Annotated in this window: 20 protein-coding genes and 1 pseudogene; 7 read left to right on the forward strand and 14 right to left on the reverse strand. The window is 62.1% G+C overall.

The window, feature by feature from the left end:
- Positions 1-24 precede the first annotated feature (24 nt).
- A complete protein-coding gene (locus N2A98_RS11935) occupies positions 25-1,185 on the forward strand; it encodes a sensor domain-containing diguanylate cyclase (RefSeq protein WP_044273531.1) in 1,161 nt (386 codons plus the stop codon).
- Here N2A98_RS11935 and N2A98_RS11940 read toward each other — a convergent pair.
- The 6 genes from N2A98_RS11940 to N2A98_RS11965 all read right to left on the reverse strand — a co-directional run bounded on the left by N2A98_RS11940 (position 1,164) and on the right by N2A98_RS11965 (position 9,139).
- Positions 1,164-3,368 carry an ATP-binding protein gene (locus N2A98_RS11940; RefSeq protein ID WP_275623483.1) on the reverse strand — a complete coding sequence of 735 codons (2,205 nt, stop codon included), beginning with the start codon at positions 3,366-3,368 and terminating at the stop codon, positions 1,164-1,166. The two genes, N2A98_RS11935 and N2A98_RS11940, sit on opposite strands and share 22 nt — an antisense overlap.
- A 173-nt stretch (positions 3,369-3,541) precedes the next feature.
- On the reverse strand, positions 3,542-4,393 hold the full coding sequence (locus N2A98_RS11945) for a CAP domain-containing protein (protein ID WP_275623484.1): 852 nt from the start codon (positions 4,391-4,393) through the stop codon (positions 3,542-3,544).
- Positions 4,394-4,474: 81 nt separating this feature from the next.
- Positions 4,475-5,800, reverse strand: coding sequence for an MFS transporter (locus tag N2A98_RS11950; protein ID WP_047710754.1), 1,326 nt, complete (start codon positions 5,798-5,800; stop codon positions 4,475-4,477).
- Between the two features lie 56 nt (positions 5,801-5,856).
- On the reverse strand, positions 5,857-7,050 hold the full coding sequence (gene lhgO / locus N2A98_RS11955; RefSeq protein ID WP_275623485.1) for an L-2-hydroxyglutarate oxidase: 1,194 nt from the start codon (positions 7,048-7,050) through the stop codon (positions 5,857-5,859).
- Between the two features lie 107 nt (positions 7,051-7,157).
- Entirely contained in the window at positions 7,158-7,868 is a 711-nt protein-coding gene (locus N2A98_RS11960; protein ID WP_275623486.1) for a FadR/GntR family transcriptional regulator, read from the reverse strand.
- Positions 7,869-7,906: 38 nt separating this feature from the next.
- Entirely contained in the window at positions 7,907-9,139 is a 1,233-nt protein-coding gene (locus N2A98_RS11965) for an MFS transporter (RefSeq protein ID WP_275623487.1), read from the reverse strand.
- Positions 9,140-9,252: 113 nt separating this feature from the next.
- On the opposite strand from N2A98_RS11965, the gene N2A98_RS11970 reads away from it, so the two are divergent.
- Both N2A98_RS11970 and N2A98_RS11975 read left to right on the forward strand, forming a co-directional pair.
- Entirely contained in the window at positions 9,253-10,137 is an 885-nt protein-coding gene (locus N2A98_RS11970) for a LysR family transcriptional regulator (protein ID WP_275623488.1), read from the forward strand.
- 56 nt (positions 10,138-10,193) lie between these two features.
- Positions 10,194-10,871, forward strand: a complete 678-nt coding sequence (locus N2A98_RS11975) for a GNAT family N-acetyltransferase (RefSeq protein ID WP_275623489.1) — start codon at positions 10,194-10,196, stop codon at positions 10,869-10,871.
- Here N2A98_RS11975 and N2A98_RS11980 read toward each other — a convergent pair.
- On the reverse strand, positions 10,861-11,463 hold the full coding sequence (locus N2A98_RS11980; protein ID WP_078467949.1) for a TetR/AcrR family transcriptional regulator: 603 nt from the start codon (positions 11,461-11,463) through the stop codon (positions 10,861-10,863). The genes N2A98_RS11975 and N2A98_RS11980 overlap by 11 nt on opposite strands.
- Positions 11,464-11,535: 72 nt before the next feature.
- On the opposite strand from N2A98_RS11980, the gene N2A98_RS11985 reads away from it, so the two are divergent.
- Positions 11,536-12,135: an NAD(P)H-dependent oxidoreductase gene (locus N2A98_RS11985; RefSeq protein ID WP_078803169.1), complete on the forward strand. Its 600-nt coding sequence runs from the start codon at positions 11,536-11,538 to the stop codon at positions 12,133-12,135.
- 1 nt (position 12,136) lies between these two features.
- Here N2A98_RS11985 and N2A98_RS11990 read toward each other — a convergent pair whose 3' ends face one another.
- The 3 genes from N2A98_RS11990 to N2A98_RS12000 all read right to left on the reverse strand — a co-directional run bounded on the left by N2A98_RS11990 (position 12,137) and on the right by N2A98_RS12000 (position 14,729).
- Entirely contained in the window at positions 12,137-12,526 is a 390-nt protein-coding gene (locus N2A98_RS11990; protein WP_047710762.1) for a hypothetical protein, read from the reverse strand.
- Between the two features lie 139 nt (positions 12,527-12,665).
- Positions 12,666-13,922 carry a 3-phosphoshikimate 1-carboxyvinyltransferase gene (locus N2A98_RS11995; protein ID WP_275623490.1) on the reverse strand — a complete coding sequence of 419 codons (1,257 nt, stop codon included), beginning with the start codon at positions 13,920-13,922 and terminating at the stop codon, positions 12,666-12,668.
- Positions 13,923-14,174: 252 nt separating this feature from the next.
- On the reverse strand, positions 14,175-14,729 hold the full coding sequence (locus tag N2A98_RS12000; protein WP_275623491.1) for a UPF0149 family protein: 555 nt from the start codon (positions 14,727-14,729) through the stop codon (positions 14,175-14,177).
- 184 nt (positions 14,730-14,913) lie between these two features.
- Between N2A98_RS12000 and N2A98_RS12005 the strand changes: the two genes are divergently transcribed.
- Both N2A98_RS12005 and nudC read left to right on the forward strand, forming a co-directional pair.
- Entirely contained in the window at positions 14,914-15,726 is an 813-nt protein-coding gene (locus N2A98_RS12005) for a crotonase/enoyl-CoA hydratase family protein (RefSeq protein WP_003191008.1), read from the forward strand.
- Positions 15,727-15,731: 5 nt separating this feature from the next.
- A complete protein-coding gene (nudC, locus tag N2A98_RS12010; protein WP_275623492.1) occupies positions 15,732-16,565 on the forward strand; it encodes an NAD(+) diphosphatase in 834 nt (277 codons plus the stop codon).
- Here the strand turns inward: nudC and N2A98_RS12015 are convergent.
- On the reverse strand, positions 16,533-17,312 hold the full coding sequence (locus tag N2A98_RS12015; RefSeq protein WP_003191011.1) for a TSUP family transporter: 780 nt from the start codon (positions 17,310-17,312) through the stop codon (positions 16,533-16,535). The two genes, nudC and N2A98_RS12015, sit on opposite strands and share 33 nt — an antisense overlap.
- Before the next feature lie 361 nt (positions 17,313-17,673).
- Positions 17,674-17,766: pseudogene (locus N2A98_RS12020) on the reverse strand (LysR family transcriptional regulator); the annotation flags it as partial.
- Between N2A98_RS12020 and N2A98_RS12025 the strand changes: the two are divergent.
- A complete protein-coding gene (locus tag N2A98_RS12025) occupies positions 17,765-17,986 on the forward strand; it encodes a hypothetical protein (RefSeq protein ID WP_275623493.1) in 222 nt (73 codons plus the stop codon). The pseudogene N2A98_RS12020 and the gene N2A98_RS12025 overlap by 2 nt on opposite strands.
- 4 nt (positions 17,987-17,990) lie before the next feature.
- Here the strand turns inward: N2A98_RS12025 and pcsA are convergent, their stop codons facing one another.
- The gene (pcsA, locus tag N2A98_RS12030) at positions 17,991-18,707 is read right to left on the reverse strand and encodes a phosphatidylcholine synthase (protein ID WP_073525045.1); all 717 of its coding nucleotides are present in this window, start codon (positions 18,705-18,707) and stop codon (positions 17,991-17,993) included.
- A 148-nt stretch (positions 18,708-18,855) separates the two neighbouring features.
- Complete coding sequence (locus N2A98_RS12035) at positions 18,856-19,776, reverse strand: class I SAM-dependent methyltransferase (RefSeq protein ID WP_078803164.1); 921 nt, start codon at positions 19,774-19,776, stop codon at positions 18,856-18,858.
- Between the last annotated feature and the right edge of the window lie 387 nt (positions 19,777-20,163).

The raw sequence follows: 20,163 nt of genomic DNA on the forward strand, positions 1-20,163 counted from the left end.
TCGGCTTGCTGGCAAGGTGCCACAATGGCGCCTTTGTCGTCGCCGTTCACACAGGCCAATCCCATGAATAGCCTCGGGCAAGATCAGGGTCAGCAAATCGAAGAGCAGGTGCGAACCGACCGTTTGCACCAGCTGTTTCGTCAATCATTCTCGGCTGTGTTCGGCAGCTACCTGGGCGCCGTCATGCTCTGCTGGCTGTGCTGGGATCGGTTCGATCATCAGGTCATCCTGGTGTGGCTGGTGGTGCTGGCGGGCTCGTCCTTGGTGCGCCTGCACCTGTTCGTGCAATGGTTTCGCTGCCCGGACGCGGGGCGCACACCCGCCCGTTGGGAACGCCGCTACTGGGTCACGCTGATGCTGTCGGCGGGGATTTGGGGCGGCGGGGCGCTGGCGGTGATGCCGGTGGATGACCGTTTATCCCAGGTGTTGGTGATGCTGTTTACCGTGGGCATGTCGGTCAGTGCGGTGTCCTGTTATTCGGCCTATCGCTACATGACGCTGGGTTCCATGGCGCTGGTGTTGCTTCCCTGTACGGTATGGATGCTGCTCCAGCCGTCGCCGATGCAAGTCGGCGTGGCGCTGGCGGTGCTGGTGTTTGCCTCGTTTGTGGTCGGGGCGACGCACAAACTCTCCGATGCCCTGGAGAAAGCCTTTCGCCTGACGCGGCAGATGGAGCGCGCTCATCATATTTCCACCCGCGCCGCCCAGACCGATGAACTGACCGGGCTGATGAACCGTCGGGCGTTTTACGAGCAAGCCCAGTTGCTTTACGCCCAGTGCCTGCGCGAGCAGCAACCGCTGTGTGCGTTGATGATGGACATGGACCACTTCAAAGCCATCAATGACACCTACGGCCACCAGGCCGGTGACCAGGTGTTGCGCCAGATTGGCGCGGTGATCAGCGCATCCTTTCGCCAGACCGATATCTACGGTCGCCTGGGAGGCGAGGAGTTTGCCGTGTTGCTGCCCAATACCTCATTGGAAACCGCGCGCGGCATTGCCGAGCAGTTGATCCAGAAAATTGGTGACCTGCCCGCCGACCCGGTCCAGGGGGTGAGCGCCAGCCTGGGCGTGGCATCCACCCACGCTCAGCATCTGGATTTGAACGGCTTGATGAACAGCGCCGACAAGGCCCTGTACCAGGCCAAGGCATCGGGCCGCAATCAGGTGGCGGTCGTCGACTGATCCTTGCTCATCGCCTTTGCCAGCACTCGCGCAACCTGGTCGGCGGAGTAGGGCTTGGCGAGGAATTCAAAGCCTTCATAGCCGCTGTCCGCCAGTTCCTCGCTGTAGCCGGAGACGAGTACCACGGGCAGGTCCGGGCGGCGCTGGCGCAGTAGCTTGGCCATGGCCACGCCGGTCATGCCGGGCATCACCACGTCGGAGAAAATCGCATCGAACCCCTGAACGTCATTGCCGGCGAGGTTCAGCGCCTGTTCGGCATTGGTCGCCCACGTGGTCTGGTAACCCAGGTCCTTGAGGATCTGGCTGGCGAAGCGTCCTACCTCAAGGTTGTCCTCGACGATCAGCACGTGCTGATGAGCCGCCTCTTGCGGCGCTGGCAAGTCTGTATGCGAGTCTTGTTCCGGCGCCGCTTCGCCTTCGACTTGCGGCAGGTACAAGGTAAACACCGTGCCGTGGCCCAGGGTGCTGGCCACATCGATATTGCCGCCTGACTGCTTGGCAAAGCCGAATACCTGCGACAGGCCAAGGCCCGTGCCTTTGCCCACGGCCTTGGTGGTGAAGAACGGCTCGAAGATGCGCTCGCAGGTATCGCTGGGAATCCCGGGGCCGGTGTCGGCCAGGGAGATGGCGATGTAGGGCATGCACGACTCGGCATCCCCGCGGATACGTGGCAGCGTTTGCTGCCCGGCAACCTTCAGGGTCAGGGTACCCTGGCCGTCCATCGCATCGCGGGCGTTGAGGGCGATGTTGATCAGCGCGGTTTCGAACTGGCTGGGGTCGATGCGCGCATAGCAGGGCTGATCAGGCAATTGCACCTGCACATGAATGCGCGCGCCGGTGACGCTTTCGAGCATCTCGCCGATGTTCTGCACGCGCTGGCCGACATCGAAGACCTGCGGGTTCAACGGTTGGCGACGGGCAAAGGCGAGCAGTTGGCTGGTGAGCTTGCTGGCCCGCTCCACGGTGTCGGACACCGCGCACATATAACGTTGCCGACGCTCTTCGGACAGGCCCGGTTGGCGCAGGAAATCCACGGATGAGCGGATAATGGTCAGCAGGTTGTTGAAGTCATGGGCGACGCCACCGGTCAGTTGGCCGATGGCCTCAAGTTTTTGTGACTGGCGCAGTGCAGCTTCGGCTTCGGCCAGCGCACGGGTACGCTCATTCACGCGCTGCTCGAGGTTGGCATTGAGTTCCGCATAGGCGGCCAGGCCCTTACGCACGGCAGCGTCGGCGCGCACGCGCTCGATGTGCGCCCAGGAACGCTCGGTGACTTCGCCCAACAGCGCGATGTCGTAGGACGACCAAAAACGCGGCACTTTGTCGTGTACGGCCATCAGGGCGGTGAGCCGCCCGTCTTTGATCAAGGGCATGCAAATAGTGGCTGTCACACCGAGCGCCTGGAAGCTTGCGGCATCCTGGGGCGGCAACTCGATCAGATTATTGCGTATCACCAGTGGCTCGCCGGCACGCAGGCAGTTGACCGCGCATTCGCCAAACGCCGCCAGGCTATAATGGCCGATGATGCTCGGCGAGCCTTGCGCCGACCAGTCGCCGCGAATGGAGAAGCCGTCTTGATCTTCGTCCATGTCGGCGTAGGCGCAGATGGATACCTGCAGGTGCTGGGCCAACAAACGGGTGGTCGACGTCATGATGGTTTCGGCGTCGGTGGCGTTGGTCACGCAGTTGCTAATGGCGTCCAGCACTTCAAGACGACGGGCCAGGAACACCGTGGCAGTGGTTTCGGTCACCGTGTCGAGCAGACCGACCACCACGCCCTGGGCGTTGCGAATCGGGCTGTAGCAAAAGGTGAAATAGGCTTGTTCCGGCGCTTCGTTGCGTTGGATCAACAGCGGGAAGTTTTCGATATAAGTGGCGTGCCCGTCGAACGCAGCGTCGGCGATAGGGCTGATATCGTCCCACACCTCGTGCCAGATCTCGTTGAACGGGCGGCCCAAAGCGTCGGGTTTGCTGCCCAGGATCGGCGTGAACGCATCGTTGTAGAGGGTAATCAACTGAGGCCCCCAGACGATGGCCTGGGGGAAACTCGATGCGAAGGACAGCGCAACGGTTGTCTTCAACACGTCGGGCCAGTGTTCAAGCGGCCCCAGGGGCGTGCTGGCCCAATCATGCTGACGAACCCGCTCTGCCATTTCGCTGCTGCCTTGCAGCCAATTCATCATTGGGTTCACACCTTGCTTGCCACGTATTGTTTAGCTTTGAAGAGCCCGACCGACTAGCAACAGACCGGAATGACCGCATTCAGTTCAGCGCGATTATCTCCCTGATAGCACTTTGATTTCATTGTCTATTTGCACACCGTCGTTGTTGGCCGGGTTGGGCCGGCGCCCAACCTTCATTGCGTGCCGAATAACCCCGTCCAATAGATGCCCGCGTCACTCTTGGGGTCCATCGCGTAGGCGGCGCCCAAGTCGCGAAATTGCGGGTTCATCAGGGTGGCGCAGTGGCCGGGGCTGGCGAGCCAACCGTCGACGACCTTGCGCGGCGTGTCGAGGCCGGCGGCGATGGTTTCGCCGATGTTCTTCGCGATATACCCGGCCAGTTCGGCGCGGTCACCGGGCGTACGACCGTCGTGGTCCAGGTGGTCGAAGAAGTTGCCGTTGGCCATGTTGCGCGTGTGGCTGTTGGCCGCGCTGGCCAGCGTGTCGTTCCACGACAGCGGTGTGGTCGCGGTGAACGCCCGGGTGCCGCACTGGCGCGGCTCGGCACGCGCGGTGTTGATCAGGTCGAGCAGTTTTCTCCCTTCGGTTTGCCAGTCGCCCAGTCCACTGGTCAGCAGCGGGCGGGCCAGCACGATGCGCCAGTCCTGGCCGCTGTTGCTGACGCCGATGTCGACAAATTGCGGATCGAGCACTACGCGGCAGAAGCTTTCGCGTACCGCTTTCATCGCAGCCTCGGCATCCTTGGGCCCGGACAGGCTGATGGCCTGCACGTTCACCATCGGGTACGCAGCCCGCGCCAGCGACTGCTGCAAATCGCCGACATTGGAGGCCGGCAATACCAGTCGTGTGTCGCTGGCCAGCGGTGGCAGCTCCTGGGAACCCTGGTCACCGCAGCGTTGTACCTGGCTGCGGTATTGGTTGATCTGTTGGACTAACTGACTTTCTTCATTCGCCATCGCGCTGGCGCAGAACACCGTAGTGGCGGCCAGCGTCGTAAGACCCATCATCAATGACAGAACGCGCATGGACGTTACCCTTGAGCTTGAAAGTGCCCATGATGCGCGATCCAGGTGCATCCATGCACCCGTTGGTCCGAACTTTTTTGCTCAGTTCTTGAATGCCGAGTGTTTCGCGCCCTGATCGCAGAGGGCAAACACCACCACCAACAAGGCAGAAATCGCCAGGATCACCACCACACCATCGGTGGAGTGGGTGGCCGAGGCCGCTACCATCGACAGTGCGCCCAGCGGTGCCAGGCCACCAGCAATGGCGGTGCCGATTTCCCGCCCGGTGCCAAAACCCGAAGAGCGCGTTTGCGTCGGGAACTGCCGGCTCAGGAACGAGCCCTGGGGCGCAAACATCATCGGCGCGAGGATACCGGTGCCCACACCGATGGCGAGGTAGATCATCAGGCTTTCACCACTGTTGAGCAGGGCCAGGAACGGGTAGGCGAACAACAGCGAGCACAGCCCGCCGAGCATCAGTACGGTCTTGCTGCTCCACTTGTCACACAGCCAGCCAAAGCAGGGCACGGCGACGATGGCCACTAGGCTGGCGATGGTCACCGACAGCGAGGTGACATGCACATCCACGCCTTTGAACTGTGTCAGGTACGCCAGGGAGAAGGTCTTGAAGATGTAGCTCAAGGCGTTGTAGCCAATCGCGACAAAAAACACCACGGCGAGGCCCTTGAGGTCGTTCTTGAACAAGGCTTTGAGGGGTGATGGCTTGGCCTTGGCTTTTTCCGTGCTCAGCGCTTCGAACTGCGGAGTTTCGGGAATGCTGTTGCGCACCCACAGGCCGACGCCCACCAGCACGATGCTGCAGATAAACGGAATGCGCCAGCCGCCGGCCAGCAGGAACTCGTTGCCGTTGATGGTCAGCAGGTAAATGGTCAGCGAGGACAGCAACAGGCCCAGGTTCAGGCCCAATGCCGGCCATGCGCCCTGGCTGCCACGCTTGCCTTGGGAGGCATGTTCGTAGGAGGTGACTGCCGCGCCCGACAGCTCGGCACCGGCACCCAGGCCCTGGATGATGCGGATAAACACCAGCAAGATCGGGGCCCAGATGCCGATGGAGGCGTAGCTGGGAATCAAGCCAATCAAGGTGGTGCACACGCCCATCAGGCAGAAGGTCAGCACCAGCACTTGCTTGCGCCCGAACTTGTCGCCCAGGTAGCCAAACAGGATGCCGCCAAAAGGGCGGGCGATAAAGCCGATGGCAAAGGTCGAAAAGGCCATCAGCGTGGCAGTCTTCGGGTCGCTGTTATCGAAGAAGATCTTCGAAAACACAATCGCCGCCATGGTGGCGTACAGGTAAAAGTCGTACCACTCCAGCATCGAGCCGAAGATGGTGGCCGCGGCGACTTTACGCAGGCGCTTGCGGGTTTGTTCGGGCGTTTCGGTACCGGGGATGGAGGCGGATGCCGACATGCTGGACTTCCTTCTGGGTCTTTGTAGTTATTGTTGGGTGAACGGGCGGTGCGGTCTTACTGGGGGTGGAACAGGCGGTCGGCGATCATCGCGCCGATGGGCATGGCTGAGGTGGCGGCCGGCGAGGGCGCATTGCACACATGCAGCATTCGTGAGGTTTGGGCGAACAGAAAATCGTGCACCAGGCTGCCGTCGCGCATCACTGCCTGGGCACGGATACCGGCCTCGTAGGGCAGCAGGTCATCGAGGGTCAGGGATGGGCAGTACTTGCGGCACTGCTCCAGGTAGCCGGACTTGAACAAGGAGTTCTTCATCTCGGTGGTGCCCGAACCGAGGTTTTGCCAGAGGGTTTTCCAGAAACCCGGGAAGCTGGCGTACTGCGCCACGTCGCGCCAGTTCACCGAAAACTTGCGGTAGTTCTCGCGGCCAAGGCCCAGCACGGCATTGGGGCCGACGGTGACGCTGCCGTCGATCATGCGGGTCAGGTGCACGCCGAGGAAGGGCAGCTCCGGGTCGGGGATCGGGTAGATCAGATGGTTGACGATGTTGTTCTTGGCGGCGGGCAGGCGGAAGTATTCGCCACGAAACGGGATGATCTGATGGTCGATACGGATGCCGGCCAGGCGTGCCAGGCGGTCCGACTGTAAGCCGGCGCACACCACCAGGTGGCGGGCGTGCCAGGTCTCGCCCTCGGTGTTGACGGTGACCGTATCGGTGTTTTCGTGGATGGCAGTGACGGTGCGTTCCAGGCAGATCTGCCCACCGTTGCGACGAATCACCTGGGCCATGGTCTCGCACACCTGGCGGTAATCCACAATCCCGGTGGCATCGAGAAACAAGCCGCCGAGGCCGACGATGTTCGGTTCACGCTGACACAGTTGTTCGGCATTCAAGCGCTCGACCTGCATGCCATTGAGCTGGGCACGGGCGTACAGCGCTTCCATGCGTTGCATTTCCAGCGGGCTTGAGGCCACCAGCAGCTTGCCGCACACCTCGAATTTGATCCCGTGTTCGCGGCAGAACTGCTTGGTGGCTTCGGCGCCGCGCTTGCACAAATCGGCCTTGAGGCTGCCGGGCGCGTAGTAGATGCCGGCATGGATCACGCCGCTGTTGTGGCCGGTCTGGTGCTTGGCCAGCACCGACTCTTTTTCCAAGATCACCAGCGACGCGCCAGGTTGGCGCTTGAGCAGCTCCATGGCGGTGGCCAGGCCGACGATGCCGCCGCCGATAATGCAAAAGTCATGAATCATTGCAGGATTACCTAAGGCTGAACATTTCAGTCTGCTTATCAGGTTGTCAGACTAATGTTTTTGTTAAAAAAATGGCGTGTCCGGGGACACGCTGCAAACAGTACGGATCAATTCGTGGTCGGTAATTCCAGTTGCAGGCGCCGCGCCGCGGCACGCAGGTGCGCCTCGGCACAGGCAGCCGCACATTGGGCGTCGCCATCGGCAATGGCCTGGTAGAGCTGTTGGTGTTCCAGGGTCGCGTCGGCCGACCCGGTGGCAAAGCGCGAGGCCGAGTTTTCCCACGCGGTTTTACGCGAACTGGCCAACTGGCTCCTGAGGAAGTCATGGAAGGCCACGAAGTAGTCGTTTTTGCTGGCGTCGGCAATGGCGCGGTGGAATTCCACATCGGCCAGGGCTGCGGCTTCAAAGTTGTCGCGGTTGTCCTGCATGGCCTGCAACGCGCTTTTCATGCGTTGCAGGTCGGCGCTGTCGCGGCGCTGGGCGGCAATCGAAGCGGCCTGGGTTTCGATCCACAGGCGCACTTCGAACATCTGCGCCAGGTCAGGTCGTCGACCGTTGGGTTGCGGAAACCGAAACACCGTGCCCGCAGGGGTCTGCGAAATAAACGAGCCCAGGCCACGGCGGGCGGTGAGCACACCGTCGGCCTTGAGCTGGGCAATGGCTTCACGCACCACGGAACGGCTGACGTTGAGTTGTTCGGCCAGTTGCTGTTCGGTCGGCAGGCGCGACTCCGGGGCCAGTTGGCCGGATTCGATTTCTGCGCGAATGGCGCTGACAACCCGTACGACAAGCGAATCGGGGCGCTGGAGCTCAAGCATGGGAAAACCTTGGTGATCAGGTTGTCAGACAATAGTCGTTACGATTTTAGCTTGTCAATATTTGTCTGCTTCGCGCTGCTCGGCCTTTGCGCACGTTTCCAGGCGATCAGTGCGGCCACCAGCAGCAAACCCGTTGCCACGGCGAAGGTGGCGTGCAGGCCGGCGGCCACCGCTTGTGGCGCGGCGTGACTGACATCCGGAGTGACGCGGGCGAACACCGCGCCGAGGGCCGATGCGCCGAAAATCAGGCCCAGGTTGCGCGACAGATTCAGCAGGCCGGACACCGTGCCTCGGCGGGTCGCCTGTATGTCGCTCATCACCGCCGTGTTGTTGGCCGCCTGGAACAGACTGTAGCCGGCCGTCAACACGATCAGGGCCGCGAGATAAACGCCAAGCCCGGACACCTGCGACAGCAATAAGGCCCCGCAGAGCATCACGCCCAATCCCACAAGGGTCAGGCGTTGGCTGCCGAGGCGATCGGTCAGGTAACCCGCCGGTACACCGGTAAGCGCCGCGACCGCAGGTCCAACGGCCATGGCCAAGCCCATCCAGGCGGGATCGAGGCCCAGGCCACGGGACAGGTAGAACGGGCCCACCACAAACGTGGCCATGATCACCGCCGACACCAGAGCACTCATGGCCAAGCCGGCGCGCAACGGCGCATCGCGCAGGGGCGCCCAAAATGTATCGCCTGGCCAAGCGTCGCGGCGGTCAGCATCCACCGGCAAATAACGGTAGGCGAGGGCGGCAGCCACGCCCGCCAAGGGCAGGCCGATCAAAAACAGCGCGCGCCAGCTCCACAGGCTGAGCAATACCCCGCCGACACTTGGCCCCATGGCCGTGCCGAGTGCCGACATGGTGCCGAGCAGGCCCATGACTCGGCCGGTATTTTCTTTAGTGACGGTGTCACCCACCATGCCCAGGGTCATCGCCATCATGATCGCCGCGCCCAGGCCCTGGAATGCCCGTGCGCCGATCAGCCAGGGCAGGGTTGGCGCGATGCCACAGCCGGCGCAGGCCAGGGCAAACACCAGCAAGCCGGCGAGCAGCAAGCGCCGGCGCCCCAGACGGTCGCCCAGGCGCCCAGCGCTGACGATCACGGCGGTGATGGCCAGCAGGTAGGCCAGCACCACCCACTGCACGGCATGAAACGAGGCCCCGAAGGCGTGCGCCAGGCTGGGCAGGCCGACATTGGCGATGCTGGTGCCCAGGGCGGCCAGCAACATGGACAACGACAAAGCGACCAGGCTGCCGCGTGTGGAGGTTTGCATGCGCGTTTCCTTGAGTAAATGCACCTGTCACAAATCTACGGCGTCGCCTAACATGGCGGAAGACGCATGGGTTGCAGGTTTTAGCTGCACCGAACGCCTGATAAGGAGCCCGCATGCCCGACCTCAATTTACTCATCACCCTGGACGTGCTGCTTGCCGAAGGCAGCGTCGCTCGCGCCGCCCAGCGCTTGCGCCTGAGCCCTTCGGCCATGAGCCGGGCCTTGGCGCGTTTGCGTGCGGCCACGGGCGATCCGTTGCTGGTGCGTGCCGGCCGCGGCCTGGTGCCGACGCCCCGGGCGTTGCAACTGCGCGAGCAGGTCAGCCAATTGGTGCAGGACGCCCACGCCGTATTGCGCCCCGCGCACACCCTGGATTTGGGTGAAGTGGTACGCACCTTCACCTTGCGCACCAGTGAGGAGTTCGTCGAACGCTTCGGCCCTGCATTGCTCGCGCGTATCGCCCAGGACGCCCCAGGGGTGCGCTTGCGTTTCGTGCACAAGAGCGACAAGCACAGTGCGTTGCTGCGCGACGGTGGCGTTGACCTGGAAACCGGTGTGGTCGATGTGGGCGCCAGCCCGGAGGTGCTGACCCAGGCGCTGTTCCGTGACCGCCTGGTGGGCGTGGTGCGCGAGGGCCATCCGCTGAGCCGCGGCGCCCTCAGCGCAGCACGTTTCGCCCAGGGACAACACGTTTATGTGTCGCGGCGCGGGCAGGACCGTGGCCAGATCGACGATGCCCTTGAGGCGCAAGGTCTGGTTCGGCAGGTCAGCATTGTGGTCGCCGGTTTCAACACGGCCATCGCCCTGGCGCGGGGCACCGACCTGATCGCCAGCGTGCCTGAGCGCTATATCACCGTGCCGCCTCGAGGCTTGCACTGCTTTGAGCTGCCGGTGACATTGCCGCCGTTTACCGTGGCGATGCTGTGGCACCCGCGACAGGACGCCGACCTGGCCCATCGCTGGCTGCGCACCTGTTTGCGCGAGGTGTGCGGGCCATGAGCGGCCCGCAACAGGTACAATCGCCGCTGCCTTGACGCGAAACCCCAGGAATTTGCATGTTCAGCCTTACCCGCTACACCACACCGTGCCCCGAACTGATCAACAGCCAGATCCTGCAGATGGTGGTAGACAACCTCACCGACATCAGCAGCGTGGCGTTGGCACCGAGCAACCTGCTGTACAACATCTACCAGTACGCCATCGGGTTTGAGGTGCACCTGTACCTTGAGGCGCTGAATGGCGAAAAAGGCGTTGCGGTGGAGTTGGTCGTGGCGATGGAAGACGACGCGGTGGTGGGCTTTTGCCTGTATCTGCCGGTGAAGGATGATCCGCACGCCTGTGGCATCGCGTTTATGGCGGTGCAGACCGGCTTTCGTCGCCAGGGTGTGGCACGCAGCATGCTGGACGAGGTGTTGGTGCGTTATCCCCACGCCGAACTGGCCTGTGCGGTAGAGAAGGTTGCGGTGTTCGAAGCCATGGGGTTCCAGGTGCGCGGTGCGCGGGGTACCCAGGTCGTGATGAACACCCGTAACTATGGCAGCGAAGGGCTGATGGGCGTGTTGGATGTGGCCTCGATCTACAGCTCGCTGGAAGTGCGGCAGATCCACACCTACCTGCTGCAAAAACACGGCAAGCGCGCCATGGTCGACGCAGAGAAACAGCGCGATCGGCACCTGGACCAGTTGGCGCGCAAGGCGCAACTGTTCGTCCAGAGCCGTCTGCCTACGGCCTGACGCGCCTGACCATCCCGAGGATAGTCTCCAGCAGCTCTTGCTGAGCTTCCTCGCGGCTGATTTCACCATTGGCCGCCGCGTGGGACAGCGCTTCCGCCGCGCCGAGCATGGCGCGCAGGCCGGCCTGGGAAATGCTGCCGCCAGCGGTGAAGGGCGACAGCGCGTCCCGGCATTTATCGAGGAAGATCGCCTCGTATTCACGCTTGGACGCTTCCAACTCCGGCGAACCGCTCAAGGCGGCAATCACGCCGGGGATTTCCCGACCTTGCAACAGCACACAATCGACATACGACGAGGCAATGACCCACGCGCGGTCCTCAAGGGTCGCGTTGCTGGTGGCGATGGCATTGGCAAATACCTGGTCCTGGCGCGCGTCGAAGTCTGCATACAGCGCGGCCAGCAACCCCGCACGCGTCGCAAAGTGGTCGTACACCACCGGCTTGGTAACGCCCGCCAGCTCGGCCAGGCGGCCCAGGGTCAGGGCGTCGGTGCCTTCGTCACGCACCAATTGCCAGGCCACGTCGAGTAACTGACGCAGGCGATCTTCACGAGATAAACGGCGACGTGGGGCAGGGGATTCACTGCTTGACATGCTTATATACCAAAAGTAACTTATTCGACGTAACTTACTAAAAGTAGATTAAGCCGAAACGGAGTCAAAGTCATGCACGCACTGATCGTTGTTGCCCATCACGACCCACAATCCCTCACCCATAGCGTGGCCGCCGAGGTGGGCGCGGGCTTGACCGCCTCTGGTCACACCTTTGAAATGGCCGACCTTGCCGCCGAAGGTTTCGACCCGCGCTATACCGCCGCCGATCATCAGGTTCACCGTACCCGCGCCACGCCGCCAGCCGACGTGCTGGCCGAACAAGCTCGCATCGACCGCGCCGATGCGCTGGTGCTGGCGTTTCCCATCTACTGGTGGTCGATGCCTGCATTGCTCAAGGGCTGGGTAGACCGCGTATTCGTCAATGGCTGGGCGATTGATTACAGCCCCGATACACCGGTGCAGAAGAAACTGCGGCATTTGCAGGTGCATCTGCTGGCCCTGGGGGCGGCTGACGAAAGTGCCTTTGACCGACACGGTTATGCCAAGGCCATGAACACCCAGATCGACTACGGCATCTTTGATTATTGCGGGGCGCGGGTACTCACCTCCGCGTTGTTGCTGGACTCGGAAAGTGGCACGGCCCAGGCGCACTTGCACAAGGCCCGGGCGGTGGGACAAGAGTTGTTCGAGCGAGAAGCCGTGGCGGGATAATTCAGACGTCGCGAAACAGGTCGTGGGCGTCCAGCAAGCGGTAGGCAATCTCTGGGTTTTTCTCCAGGCCTCGGCGAATGGACGCGGGGATGGACTGGCGGGTCTTGCGACACATGCCCGGCAGTTCGTCGATGACGATCTGGATCCCGCGCATGCTCTTGACCTCGGTATGCCCTGGCGCGATGTGTACGCGGATGCCCAACTGGTCGTACATCCGCTGTTGCAGGTGTTCGAGGTCTTGCAGGCTCTTGAGGTTTTCCAGGCGCTCCAGCAGGATTTTTTCCTGCTGTCGCGTCAGTTGGAGAATGCGCAGGTCAGCGCCGGGCGCTTGCAGCAGTTGTTCACGGTTGCAGACACAGGCGCCGGGTGGGCAGGGTTGGCGAAGGGTCATTGACGCTCCCGGCAAGGTTTCACTGCAACTGTAGGAGCGAGCTTGCTCGCGAAAAACGTCAACGATAACGCGTGTGTCTTGAAGAAACGCGGAGCCTGTGCGTTTTTCGCGAGCAAGCTCGCTCCTACAGGTGGCTGTGTCAGTAGTTTAGGTGAACGCCCAGGCTGGCCAGGGCTTTCCAGTAGTTAGGGTAGGTCTTGGCCACGCAGTCCGGGTCTTGAATGCGAATGCCCGAGACCTTCAGCCCCGCCAAGGCAAAGCACATGGCGATGCGATGGTCGGCGTGGGTGTCGATCAGTGCGGTGCAGGCGGTGCCAGCCAGGGCCGGGTCGCTGGCGACCAGCAGGTCATCGCCCTCGATGGTCGCCAGGCCCGGGCGAATTTCGTTGAGGCCATCGTGCAACGCCTGCACGCGGTCACATTCCTTGACGCGCAGGTTCGCCAGTTCAGTGAAACGCACGGGCGTGTTGTTGAACGCGGCGAGCACCGCGAGGGTCGGGATCGCGTCCTGCATTTGTGAGCCCACCACCGTGGCCTGCATGTTCGGGAACTGCGCGATCACGGCCTGGGCCTTGGCGTCGGGTTGGGTGAAGTCCTGCGCGGCTACACCGATGTCGATACGCCCACCGGTCAGTACTTCTGCGGCCCACAAATAAGTGGCGGCGGAAGCGTCGGGTTCGATCAGGTAATCATGGGCGGTATAGCCGGTGGGGGCCACGCGCCAGGTGGTGTCGTCCACGGCGTCCACCTGGGCCCCGAACGCACGCATGCAATCGAGGGTCAGGTCCACATAACCACGGGCGCCGATGTCCTTGCCGGTCAGCGCCACTTCAATCGGCGCTTCGCCGCACGCCGCGAGCATCAGCAGGGCTGATACGTACTGGCTGGACAAGCCACCATCAATCTCGAAACGCTTGGCCTGGACTTTGCCCACGCCGTGCACGGTTACCGGTGGGCAACCGGTCGGGCTGTCAACCTGGATGCCGTTCTGGCCCAGGGTAGCCAGCAGCGGGCCAATCGGGCGTTTTTGCATGTACTCGTCGCCATCCAGCACCACGGTGCCTTGCACGGTGGCCACGGCAGCCGTTAGAAAACGCATGGCGGTGCCAGCGTTGCCGAGGAACAACGGTTGTGCCGGTAACTGCAGCGAGCCTTGGCTGGTGACGACAAAGGTGGTGTCGTCCGGCTCGTCGATGGTAACGCCCATCTGCCGCAGGGCGACCGACATGTGGCGCGTGTCATCGCTTTTGAGCGCGCCGCTCAAACGGCTGGTGCCCTTGGCCAGTGCCGCCAGCAACAGCGCGCGGTTGGTAATGGATTTGGAGCCGGGGGGCGCGACCTTGCCAGTGAGGGGGAAGTTGGGCGGTGTAACGGTCACGGTTTTCTGCGAACTCAAGGTACAAGGCTCCTGGTCAAGGCGAGGTGGCGTGGAGTGGCCGACGTGCGGACCCGAATCATCAGGCAAACACGCCATGCTTGTCGAGTGAGCGGGTGATCTGCGTGCCCAAATGTGTGAGGGACTTGCCCTAACTGTAGGAGCGAGCTTGCTCGCGAAAAACGCCAACGATAAAGCGGGCTTCCTGAATGAACGCGGCGCCTGGAAGTTTTTCGCGAGCAAGCTCGCTCCTACAAAAAAGGTTTGCCTGCCTTAACGCTGGCTCAGCCAGTGGTCATGCAGCGCACGCGCAGCCGGTTCGATTTCGCTGACCCGCTGTTGATGGGCGTTTACATCCAGGTCTGCCGGCAGCTCGAAATTGTCCTGCTCGGCGCACCAGGAAATCCGCTCCAGTTGCCCGGCTTGTACAGCGGGCAATGGCGGCCAGTTGGCGATCGCCACGCCGCGCACATAGCCAAAGCACCATTCCTCGGCAAGGGTCACCACCTGGCCCTGATGCTCGGTGTCATCGAAACGGGCCTTGAATGCCTGGGCGTCGGTGGCCAACTGCGCGGCCAAGGTATTCATATGACGCACGCACAGATCAAGGAAAGCCTGGGCTTCGTCCATGTTGTCCCATTCGGGGTTCTGCCCGCCCCAGATAGCCGGGAACCACTCGGCCACGTCCACTTGGGCGGGGCTTGAGACCAGCGCGGTGAAGTAACCGTCGAGTTCGGCCATGTTCAGCACCGAGTGGTCGTCGCCGTATTGCAGCAAGATGGCCTCGATGGCGTCGAAATCGGCAGGGGCGAGGGGATGAAGTTGCATGGCATGTCCTTTAAACGTCGAGCGCCGCGGTTGGGGCGGCTTAAAGCGCGAAGGATGGCGTGTGTACGGGGTTTTATCCAGCGTCTTTTCCTGCGCCGGTGCCAGTCCCGTTTTTGGCCGATGCGCCGTGGCGCACCCTTGATATAGTCTGGCCTTTCTCAATCGCCAGTCAGGGATCACTGCCATGTCCGAATACCAAGCCTTCGTTGTCGAACTCAGCGGCAACGTTGCCCATGTGCAGATCAATCGCCCGGAAAAGATCAACGCCATGAACGCGGCGTTCTGGACCGAAATCATCGACATCTTCCAATGGATCGACGAAACCGACGCCGTGCGTGCCGTGGTGCTCAGCGGGGCGGGCAAGCACTTTTCCTCGGGCATCGACCTGATGATGCTGGCCTCGATCGCCAATGATTTTGGCAAGGACGTGGGGCGCAATGCGCGTCTGCTACGCCGCAAGATTCTCGAGCTGCAAGCCTCGTTCAACGCTGTGGACACTTGCCGCAAGCCCGTGCTGGCGGCGATCCAGGGCTACTGCATCGGCGGCGCCATCGACCTGATCAGTGCCTGCGACATGCGCTATGCCGCCGAGGACGCGCAATTCTCAATCAAGGAGATCGACATCGGCATGGCCGCCGACGTCGGCACCTTGCAACGCCTGCCGCGCATTATCGGCGACGGCATGCTGCGTGAACTGGCCTACACCGGCCGTCAGTTCGGCGCTGAAGAAGCGCGCAGCATCGGCCTGGTCAACCGCGTGTTTGCTGATCAGCAAAGCCTGCTGGCGGGTGTCATGGACCTGGCCCAGCAAATCGCCGCCAAGTCGCCGATTGCCGTGACCGGCACCAAGGCCATGATCAGCTACATGCGTGACCACACAGTCAATGATGGCCTGGAATACGTTGCCACCTGGAACTCGGCTATGTTGCAATCCAACGACCTGCGCGTGGCCATCGCGGCCCACATGAGTAAGCAGAAACCCGAATTCGTGGATTGACTGACATGACCCCAGGCTGGATTACTACAACGCTGCTCGACAACGACGCCCCTGGCGGCTGGGCCGTCGCCCGCAGCCGCGAAGGCTTTTTACACGACACCAATGGTCCGCTGTTCCCGCGCGAATGGCTCAAGCGCCAGGACCTGTCGATGTTTGCCGAACACGGTATCGGTCACCTTGATGGCGAGCCGGTGTACCTGTTGGAGCTCAACGCGCCGGCAGAGGTGCCAGGGTGCAGTTGGCAGGGCCTGCGCGGTTTTATGCTGCAAGGCGATCACACCCTGTACAAGGTGCTGGGCTACGCCGCGCAGATCGGTACCTGGGCGCGGGAACATCGTTTTTGTGGCAGTTGTGGCCAGGCGATGGTGCAGGTGCCGAGGGAGCGGGCGATGTATTGCCAGGCCTGCGACCTGCGCAGCTACCCGCGTATCTCGCCAAGCATGATCGTGCTGGTGACCCGTGGCGATGAGATCCTGCTGGCGCGTTCGCCGCGTTTCGTCACGGGGGTCTATAGCACCCTGGCCGGTTTTGCCGAACCGGGTGAATCCGCCGAAGACTGCCTGATCCGGGAAGTGCGTGAAGAGGTGCAGGTGGAGGTCAAGAACATCCAGTACATGGGCAGCCAATGCTGGCCGTTCCCTCACTCGATGATGCTGGGCTTTCATGCCGAATACGCCGGTGGCGATATCGTGCCCCAGGCCGACGAGATCGAAGATGCGCAGTGGTTCAATATCCACGAGCTGCCGCCGTTGCCGGCGTCACGCTCGATTGCGCGTTACCTCATCGACCTCTACCTGGCCCGCCGTTTAGGCCACGCTGAACCAGTGCTGCCAGGCTAGGCGCACGGTCAGGCCCAGCACCACGGTGATAAACACTGGGCGAATGAATTTGGCGCCGCCGCTGATCGCGCTGCGTGCGCCAAAGAACGCGCCACACATCACCGACACCCCCATCGCCAGGCCGACAATCCAGTCCACCGACCCATTGATGATGAACACCGTCAGCGCCGCCGCGTTGCTGACGAAGTTCATGCTGCGCGCCACGCCGCTGGCCTTCACCAGGTCGATGGGGTGCAGCAGCATCGTGCTGACCGTCCAGAACGCCCCCGTGCCGGGCCCTGCCACGCCGTCGTAGAAGCCCAGGCCGAAGCCCTGGGTGGCTTGCCATTTCTTCTTGATCGGTGCCTCGGCGTCCAGTGGCGCCTTGGGCGTGCCACCGAACAGCAGGTACACACCGCAGGCGAAGACGATCACCGGGAGCATCTTGTTCAGGGTTTCGGCGGGCAAGTAATGGGCGACGACCGCGCCGGTCAGCGCACCGATCAACGTACCGACGATGGCGTGCACCCATTGGCGTGGGTGAAACAGCTTGCGGCGGTAGAAGGTAAAGCTGGCGGTGGCCGAACCGAAGGTGGAGCTGAGTTTGTTGGTGCCCAGTACCAGATGCGGCGGCATGCCAGCGGTGAGCAGGGCAGGCGTGGTCAACAAACCGCCACCGCCGGCGATGGCGTCGATAAAACCGGCGATAAAAGCGACAACGGCCAGGATGGCCAGGGTGGTGAGGTCAACGCTGAGTTCGAAAGGCATGGGCAGGGCTTATTGTTGGAGGGCCGCAGAAAGCCAGCATCTTACTGCGATGTGGCGGGTCTAGGCGATTCAAATGTGGGAGCGGGCTTGCCTGCGATAGCGGAGTGTCAGTCACTGAATTTTCAACTGAACCACCGCTATCGCAGGCAAGCCAGCTCCCACATAGGTTATGTATTGCCCACAAAATCAGGCCTGGCCCAGATCCCCTGTGGGAGCGGGCTTGCTCGCGAAGGCGGTGTGTCAGTCAATGAATATTCAACTGAACCTCCGCTTTCGCAGGCAAGCCAGCTCCCACATTGGTTATGCATTGCCGACAAAATCAGCGCTTGGCACAAAACCCCTGTGGGAGCGGGTAGACACCTTGTTCGAGCGCCGCGCCGCGTGCGCTGAGGCGCGACTTGGGGATGCCCAGCACTCGTCCTGCCGCCGAAAACCCGCCGTGCTCGGCGACCATGGAGCAAGCGTTGGCGGTGAGCGACAAGGAGTATGTCGCGATCAGGCCGGTGGTGGCTGAAGGTGAGTTTGTCGCGGTCCAGTCAGAAGGGCGGGTCAATGGTCAAACCCATACCTTCTGGGACCTGTTCAGGGTCGATGCGCATGCAAAGATCGCTGAACAGTGGCAGGTAGCGGCGGTGTTCCCCGATGTCGTACCCCACGACAACGGGGCGTTCTAGAGCGTTATTTGTGCGCGCCCAGCCATTCCAAGGCCGTGCGCCAGATGCAGATACCCAGGAAGTAGGCCGACATCAGCGACCACAGGCCAAATGTCCAAGGATTGGTGTTGGGGTAATCCACCACCATCAGGAAGCTGCACAACAGCCAGATGGTGGTCACCGCGATGTTGATCGGCATGAAGCGCTTGACCCGGAACGGGTGCAGGAACTTCATCGGCGTCACGGTCAACAGCGCCAGGCCGATCACGGTCAGCAAGGTGACCCAGGCATCCGGCTGGATGATATAGACGCACAGGGCAACGACGTTCCAGGCGGCAGGGAAGCCGACGAAGTAGTTGTCCTTGCTCTTCATGTTCACGTTGCAAAAGCAGAACAGCGACGACACCAGGATCACCGACACCGCAAACAGGTGGGTGAAATCGGGCAGGTCGATGTAGCGGTAGATAAACAGTGCAGGAATGAATACGTAGGTGAGGTAGTCGATCACCAGGTCCAGCACCGAGCCGTCAAAGCTTGGCAGCACCGTGCTGACATTCACCCGTCGCGCCAGCGAGCCGTCGACGCCATCCACCACCAGTGCCAGGCCCAGCCACAGTAGGCACGCCTTGGGGGAGTTTTCCAGCAGCGCCAGGGTGGCCAAAAAGGCCAGTACCACACCGGTGGCGGTAAAGCCGTGGGCGCCCCAGGCTTTGAGTCTGGCTACATGCAGGGTCGATATCACGGGCGGTTCTCCAAAAGGTCAAACGGGGCAGCCGACGACGTAGCGCCGTCGAGTCTGGCCAGGGAATGCAGGTATCGACCGGGAAGGGGAGGATAAGGTTCACCGCCCGGCGTATCCGTTAGCGTAGCAAGCGTAGGACATTTGGGCATCAGCCCTGACGGAACACCAGTGCCTTTAACCCGCTCTGGGGGTCGATATCAGGAAATTCCGGTGGGTTTTCCAGCCGCTGCACAAAGCGCAGGCCCGGTGCTTCGCGGGTCACGCCGTCGATCAGGAAATCTTCACCGAAGGCCGGATCGTTCATGCATGCCAGCACGGTGCCGTGGGCACTGAGCAAGTCCGGCAGGCGGCGCAGCACGCGCTGGTAATCCTTGGTCAGTAGGAAACTGCCTTTCTGGAAGGAGGGCGGGTCGATGATCACCAGGTCGTAAGGGCCGTTGTTCGTCACCTTGGCCCAGGATTTGAACAGGTCGTGGCCCAGGAAACTCACCCGGCCCAGGTCATGCCCATTCAGGCGATGGTTGTCGCGGCCACGGCTGAGGGCGCCACGGGCCATGTCCAGGTTCACCACATGGTCGGCGCCGCCTTCGATGGCGGCCACGGAAAAACCGCAGGTATAGGCGAACAGGTTGAGCACGCGTTGGCCGCTGGCCTGTTCGCGCACCCAGTTGCGCCCGTAACGCATGTCGAGAAACAGCCCGCTGTTCTGTTTTTTGCCCAGGTCGATCAGGTAGCGCAGGCCGCCTTCGGTGATGGTCAGTTCATCGATGGCGTCGCCCACCAGCCATTCGGTGGTGCTTTGCGGCAGGTAGCGGTGTTGCAGGGCCACGGTGTGCACGCCGAAACGGCTCCATTCGATCTGCAACAGGGTGTGCTTCAGGGCTTGCAGGTGCTCGGTTTCTTTGAACAGGGCGACCAGCACGACCCCTTGCAGCCAGTCCACGGTGAGTTGCTCCAGGCCTGGCCAGCAGCGGCCACGGCCATGGAACAGGCGCCGGGTTTCTGCAGGCGCGTCAGCCAGGGCAGTGAGCAGGTGGGCGTGCAGGGTAGCGAGGGCGTCTGGGGTCATCGTTAAGCGTCGGTCATCGGGGCGGGCGGCATTTTAAACACAATTGGGTGGGAGGGTGGCTGGTCTGTGAAGGGGGATGACACCCCGCGATCCAACTGTGGGAGCTGGCTTGCCTGCGATGGCGGCCTACCAGCCGACACTTCTCTACCTGACACCCCACCATCCAACTGTGGGAGCTGGCTTGCCTGCGATGGCGGCCTACCAGCCGACACTTCTCTACCTGACACCCCACCATCCAACTGTGGGAGCGGGCTTGCTCGCGAAGGTGGCCTGGCAGTCAACAGAGGTGGATTTGTACATATCCATTGCTGCGGTAACGGCCACTTAGGGTTCCGCCCTGACGGCGGCTCACTTTTGAACAGCGCAAAAGTAAGCAAAACGCTCTTG

Origin of the sequence: Pseudomonas sp. FJ2-5-13 (genome assembly GCF_029201605.1) — a bacterium.
Lineage (GTDB): Bacteria > Pseudomonadota > Gammaproteobacteria > Pseudomonadales > Pseudomonadaceae > Aquipseudomonas > Aquipseudomonas lactis.

Coding starts and splice junctions, on each gene's coding strand:
- N2A98_RS11935 (WP_044273531.1), top strand. CDS start 25: ATGGCGCCTTTGTCGTCGCCGTTCACACAGGCCAATCCCATGAATAGC.
- N2A98_RS11940 (WP_275623483.1), bottom strand. CDS start 3,368: ATGATGAATTGGCTGCAAGGCAGCAGCGAAATGGCAGAGCGGGTTCGT.
- N2A98_RS11945 (WP_275623484.1), bottom strand. CDS start 4,393: ATGCGCGTTCTGTCATTGATGATGGGTCTTACGACGCTGGCCGCCACT.
- N2A98_RS11950 (WP_047710754.1), bottom strand. CDS start 5,800: ATGTCGGCATCCGCCTCCATCCCCGGTACCGAAACGCCCGAACAAACC.
- lhgO (WP_275623485.1), bottom strand. CDS start 7,050: ATGATTCATGACTTTTGCATTATCGGCGGCGGCATCGTCGGCCTGGCC.
- N2A98_RS11960 (WP_275623486.1), bottom strand. CDS start 7,868: ATGCTTGAGCTCCAGCGCCCCGATTCGCTTGTCGTACGGGTTGTCAGC.
- N2A98_RS11965 (WP_275623487.1), bottom strand. CDS start 9,139: ATGCAAACCTCCACACGCGGCAGCCTGGTCGCTTTGTCGTTGTCCATG.
- N2A98_RS11970 (WP_275623488.1), top strand. CDS start 9,253: ATGCCCGACCTCAATTTACTCATCACCCTGGACGTGCTGCTTGCCGAA.
- N2A98_RS11975 (WP_275623489.1), top strand. CDS start 10,194: ATGTTCAGCCTTACCCGCTACACCACACCGTGCCCCGAACTGATCAAC.
- N2A98_RS11980 (WP_078467949.1), bottom strand. CDS start 11,463: ATGTCAAGCAGTGAATCCCCTGCCCCACGTCGCCGTTTATCTCGTGAA.
- N2A98_RS11985 (WP_078803169.1), top strand. CDS start 11,536: ATGCACGCACTGATCGTTGTTGCCCATCACGACCCACAATCCCTCACC.
- N2A98_RS11990 (WP_047710762.1), bottom strand. CDS start 12,526: ATGACCCTTCGCCAACCCTGCCCACCCGGCGCCTGTGTCTGCAACCGT.
- N2A98_RS12000 (WP_275623491.1), bottom strand. CDS start 14,729: ATGCAACTTCATCCCCTCGCCCCTGCCGATTTCGACGCCATCGAGGCC.
- N2A98_RS12005 (WP_003191008.1), top strand. CDS start 14,914: ATGTCCGAATACCAAGCCTTCGTTGTCGAACTCAGCGGCAACGTTGCC.
- nudC (WP_275623492.1), top strand. CDS start 15,732: ATGACCCCAGGCTGGATTACTACAACGCTGCTCGACAACGACGCCCCT.
- N2A98_RS12015 (WP_003191011.1), bottom strand. CDS start 17,312: ATGCCTTTCGAACTCAGCGTTGACCTCACCACCCTGGCCATCCTGGCC.
- N2A98_RS12025 (WP_275623493.1), top strand. CDS start 17,765: ATGGAGCAAGCGTTGGCGGTGAGCGACAAGGAGTATGTCGCGATCAGG.
- N2A98_RS12035 (WP_078803164.1), bottom strand. CDS start 19,776: ATGACCCCAGACGCCCTCGCTACCCTGCACGCCCACCTGCTCACTGCC.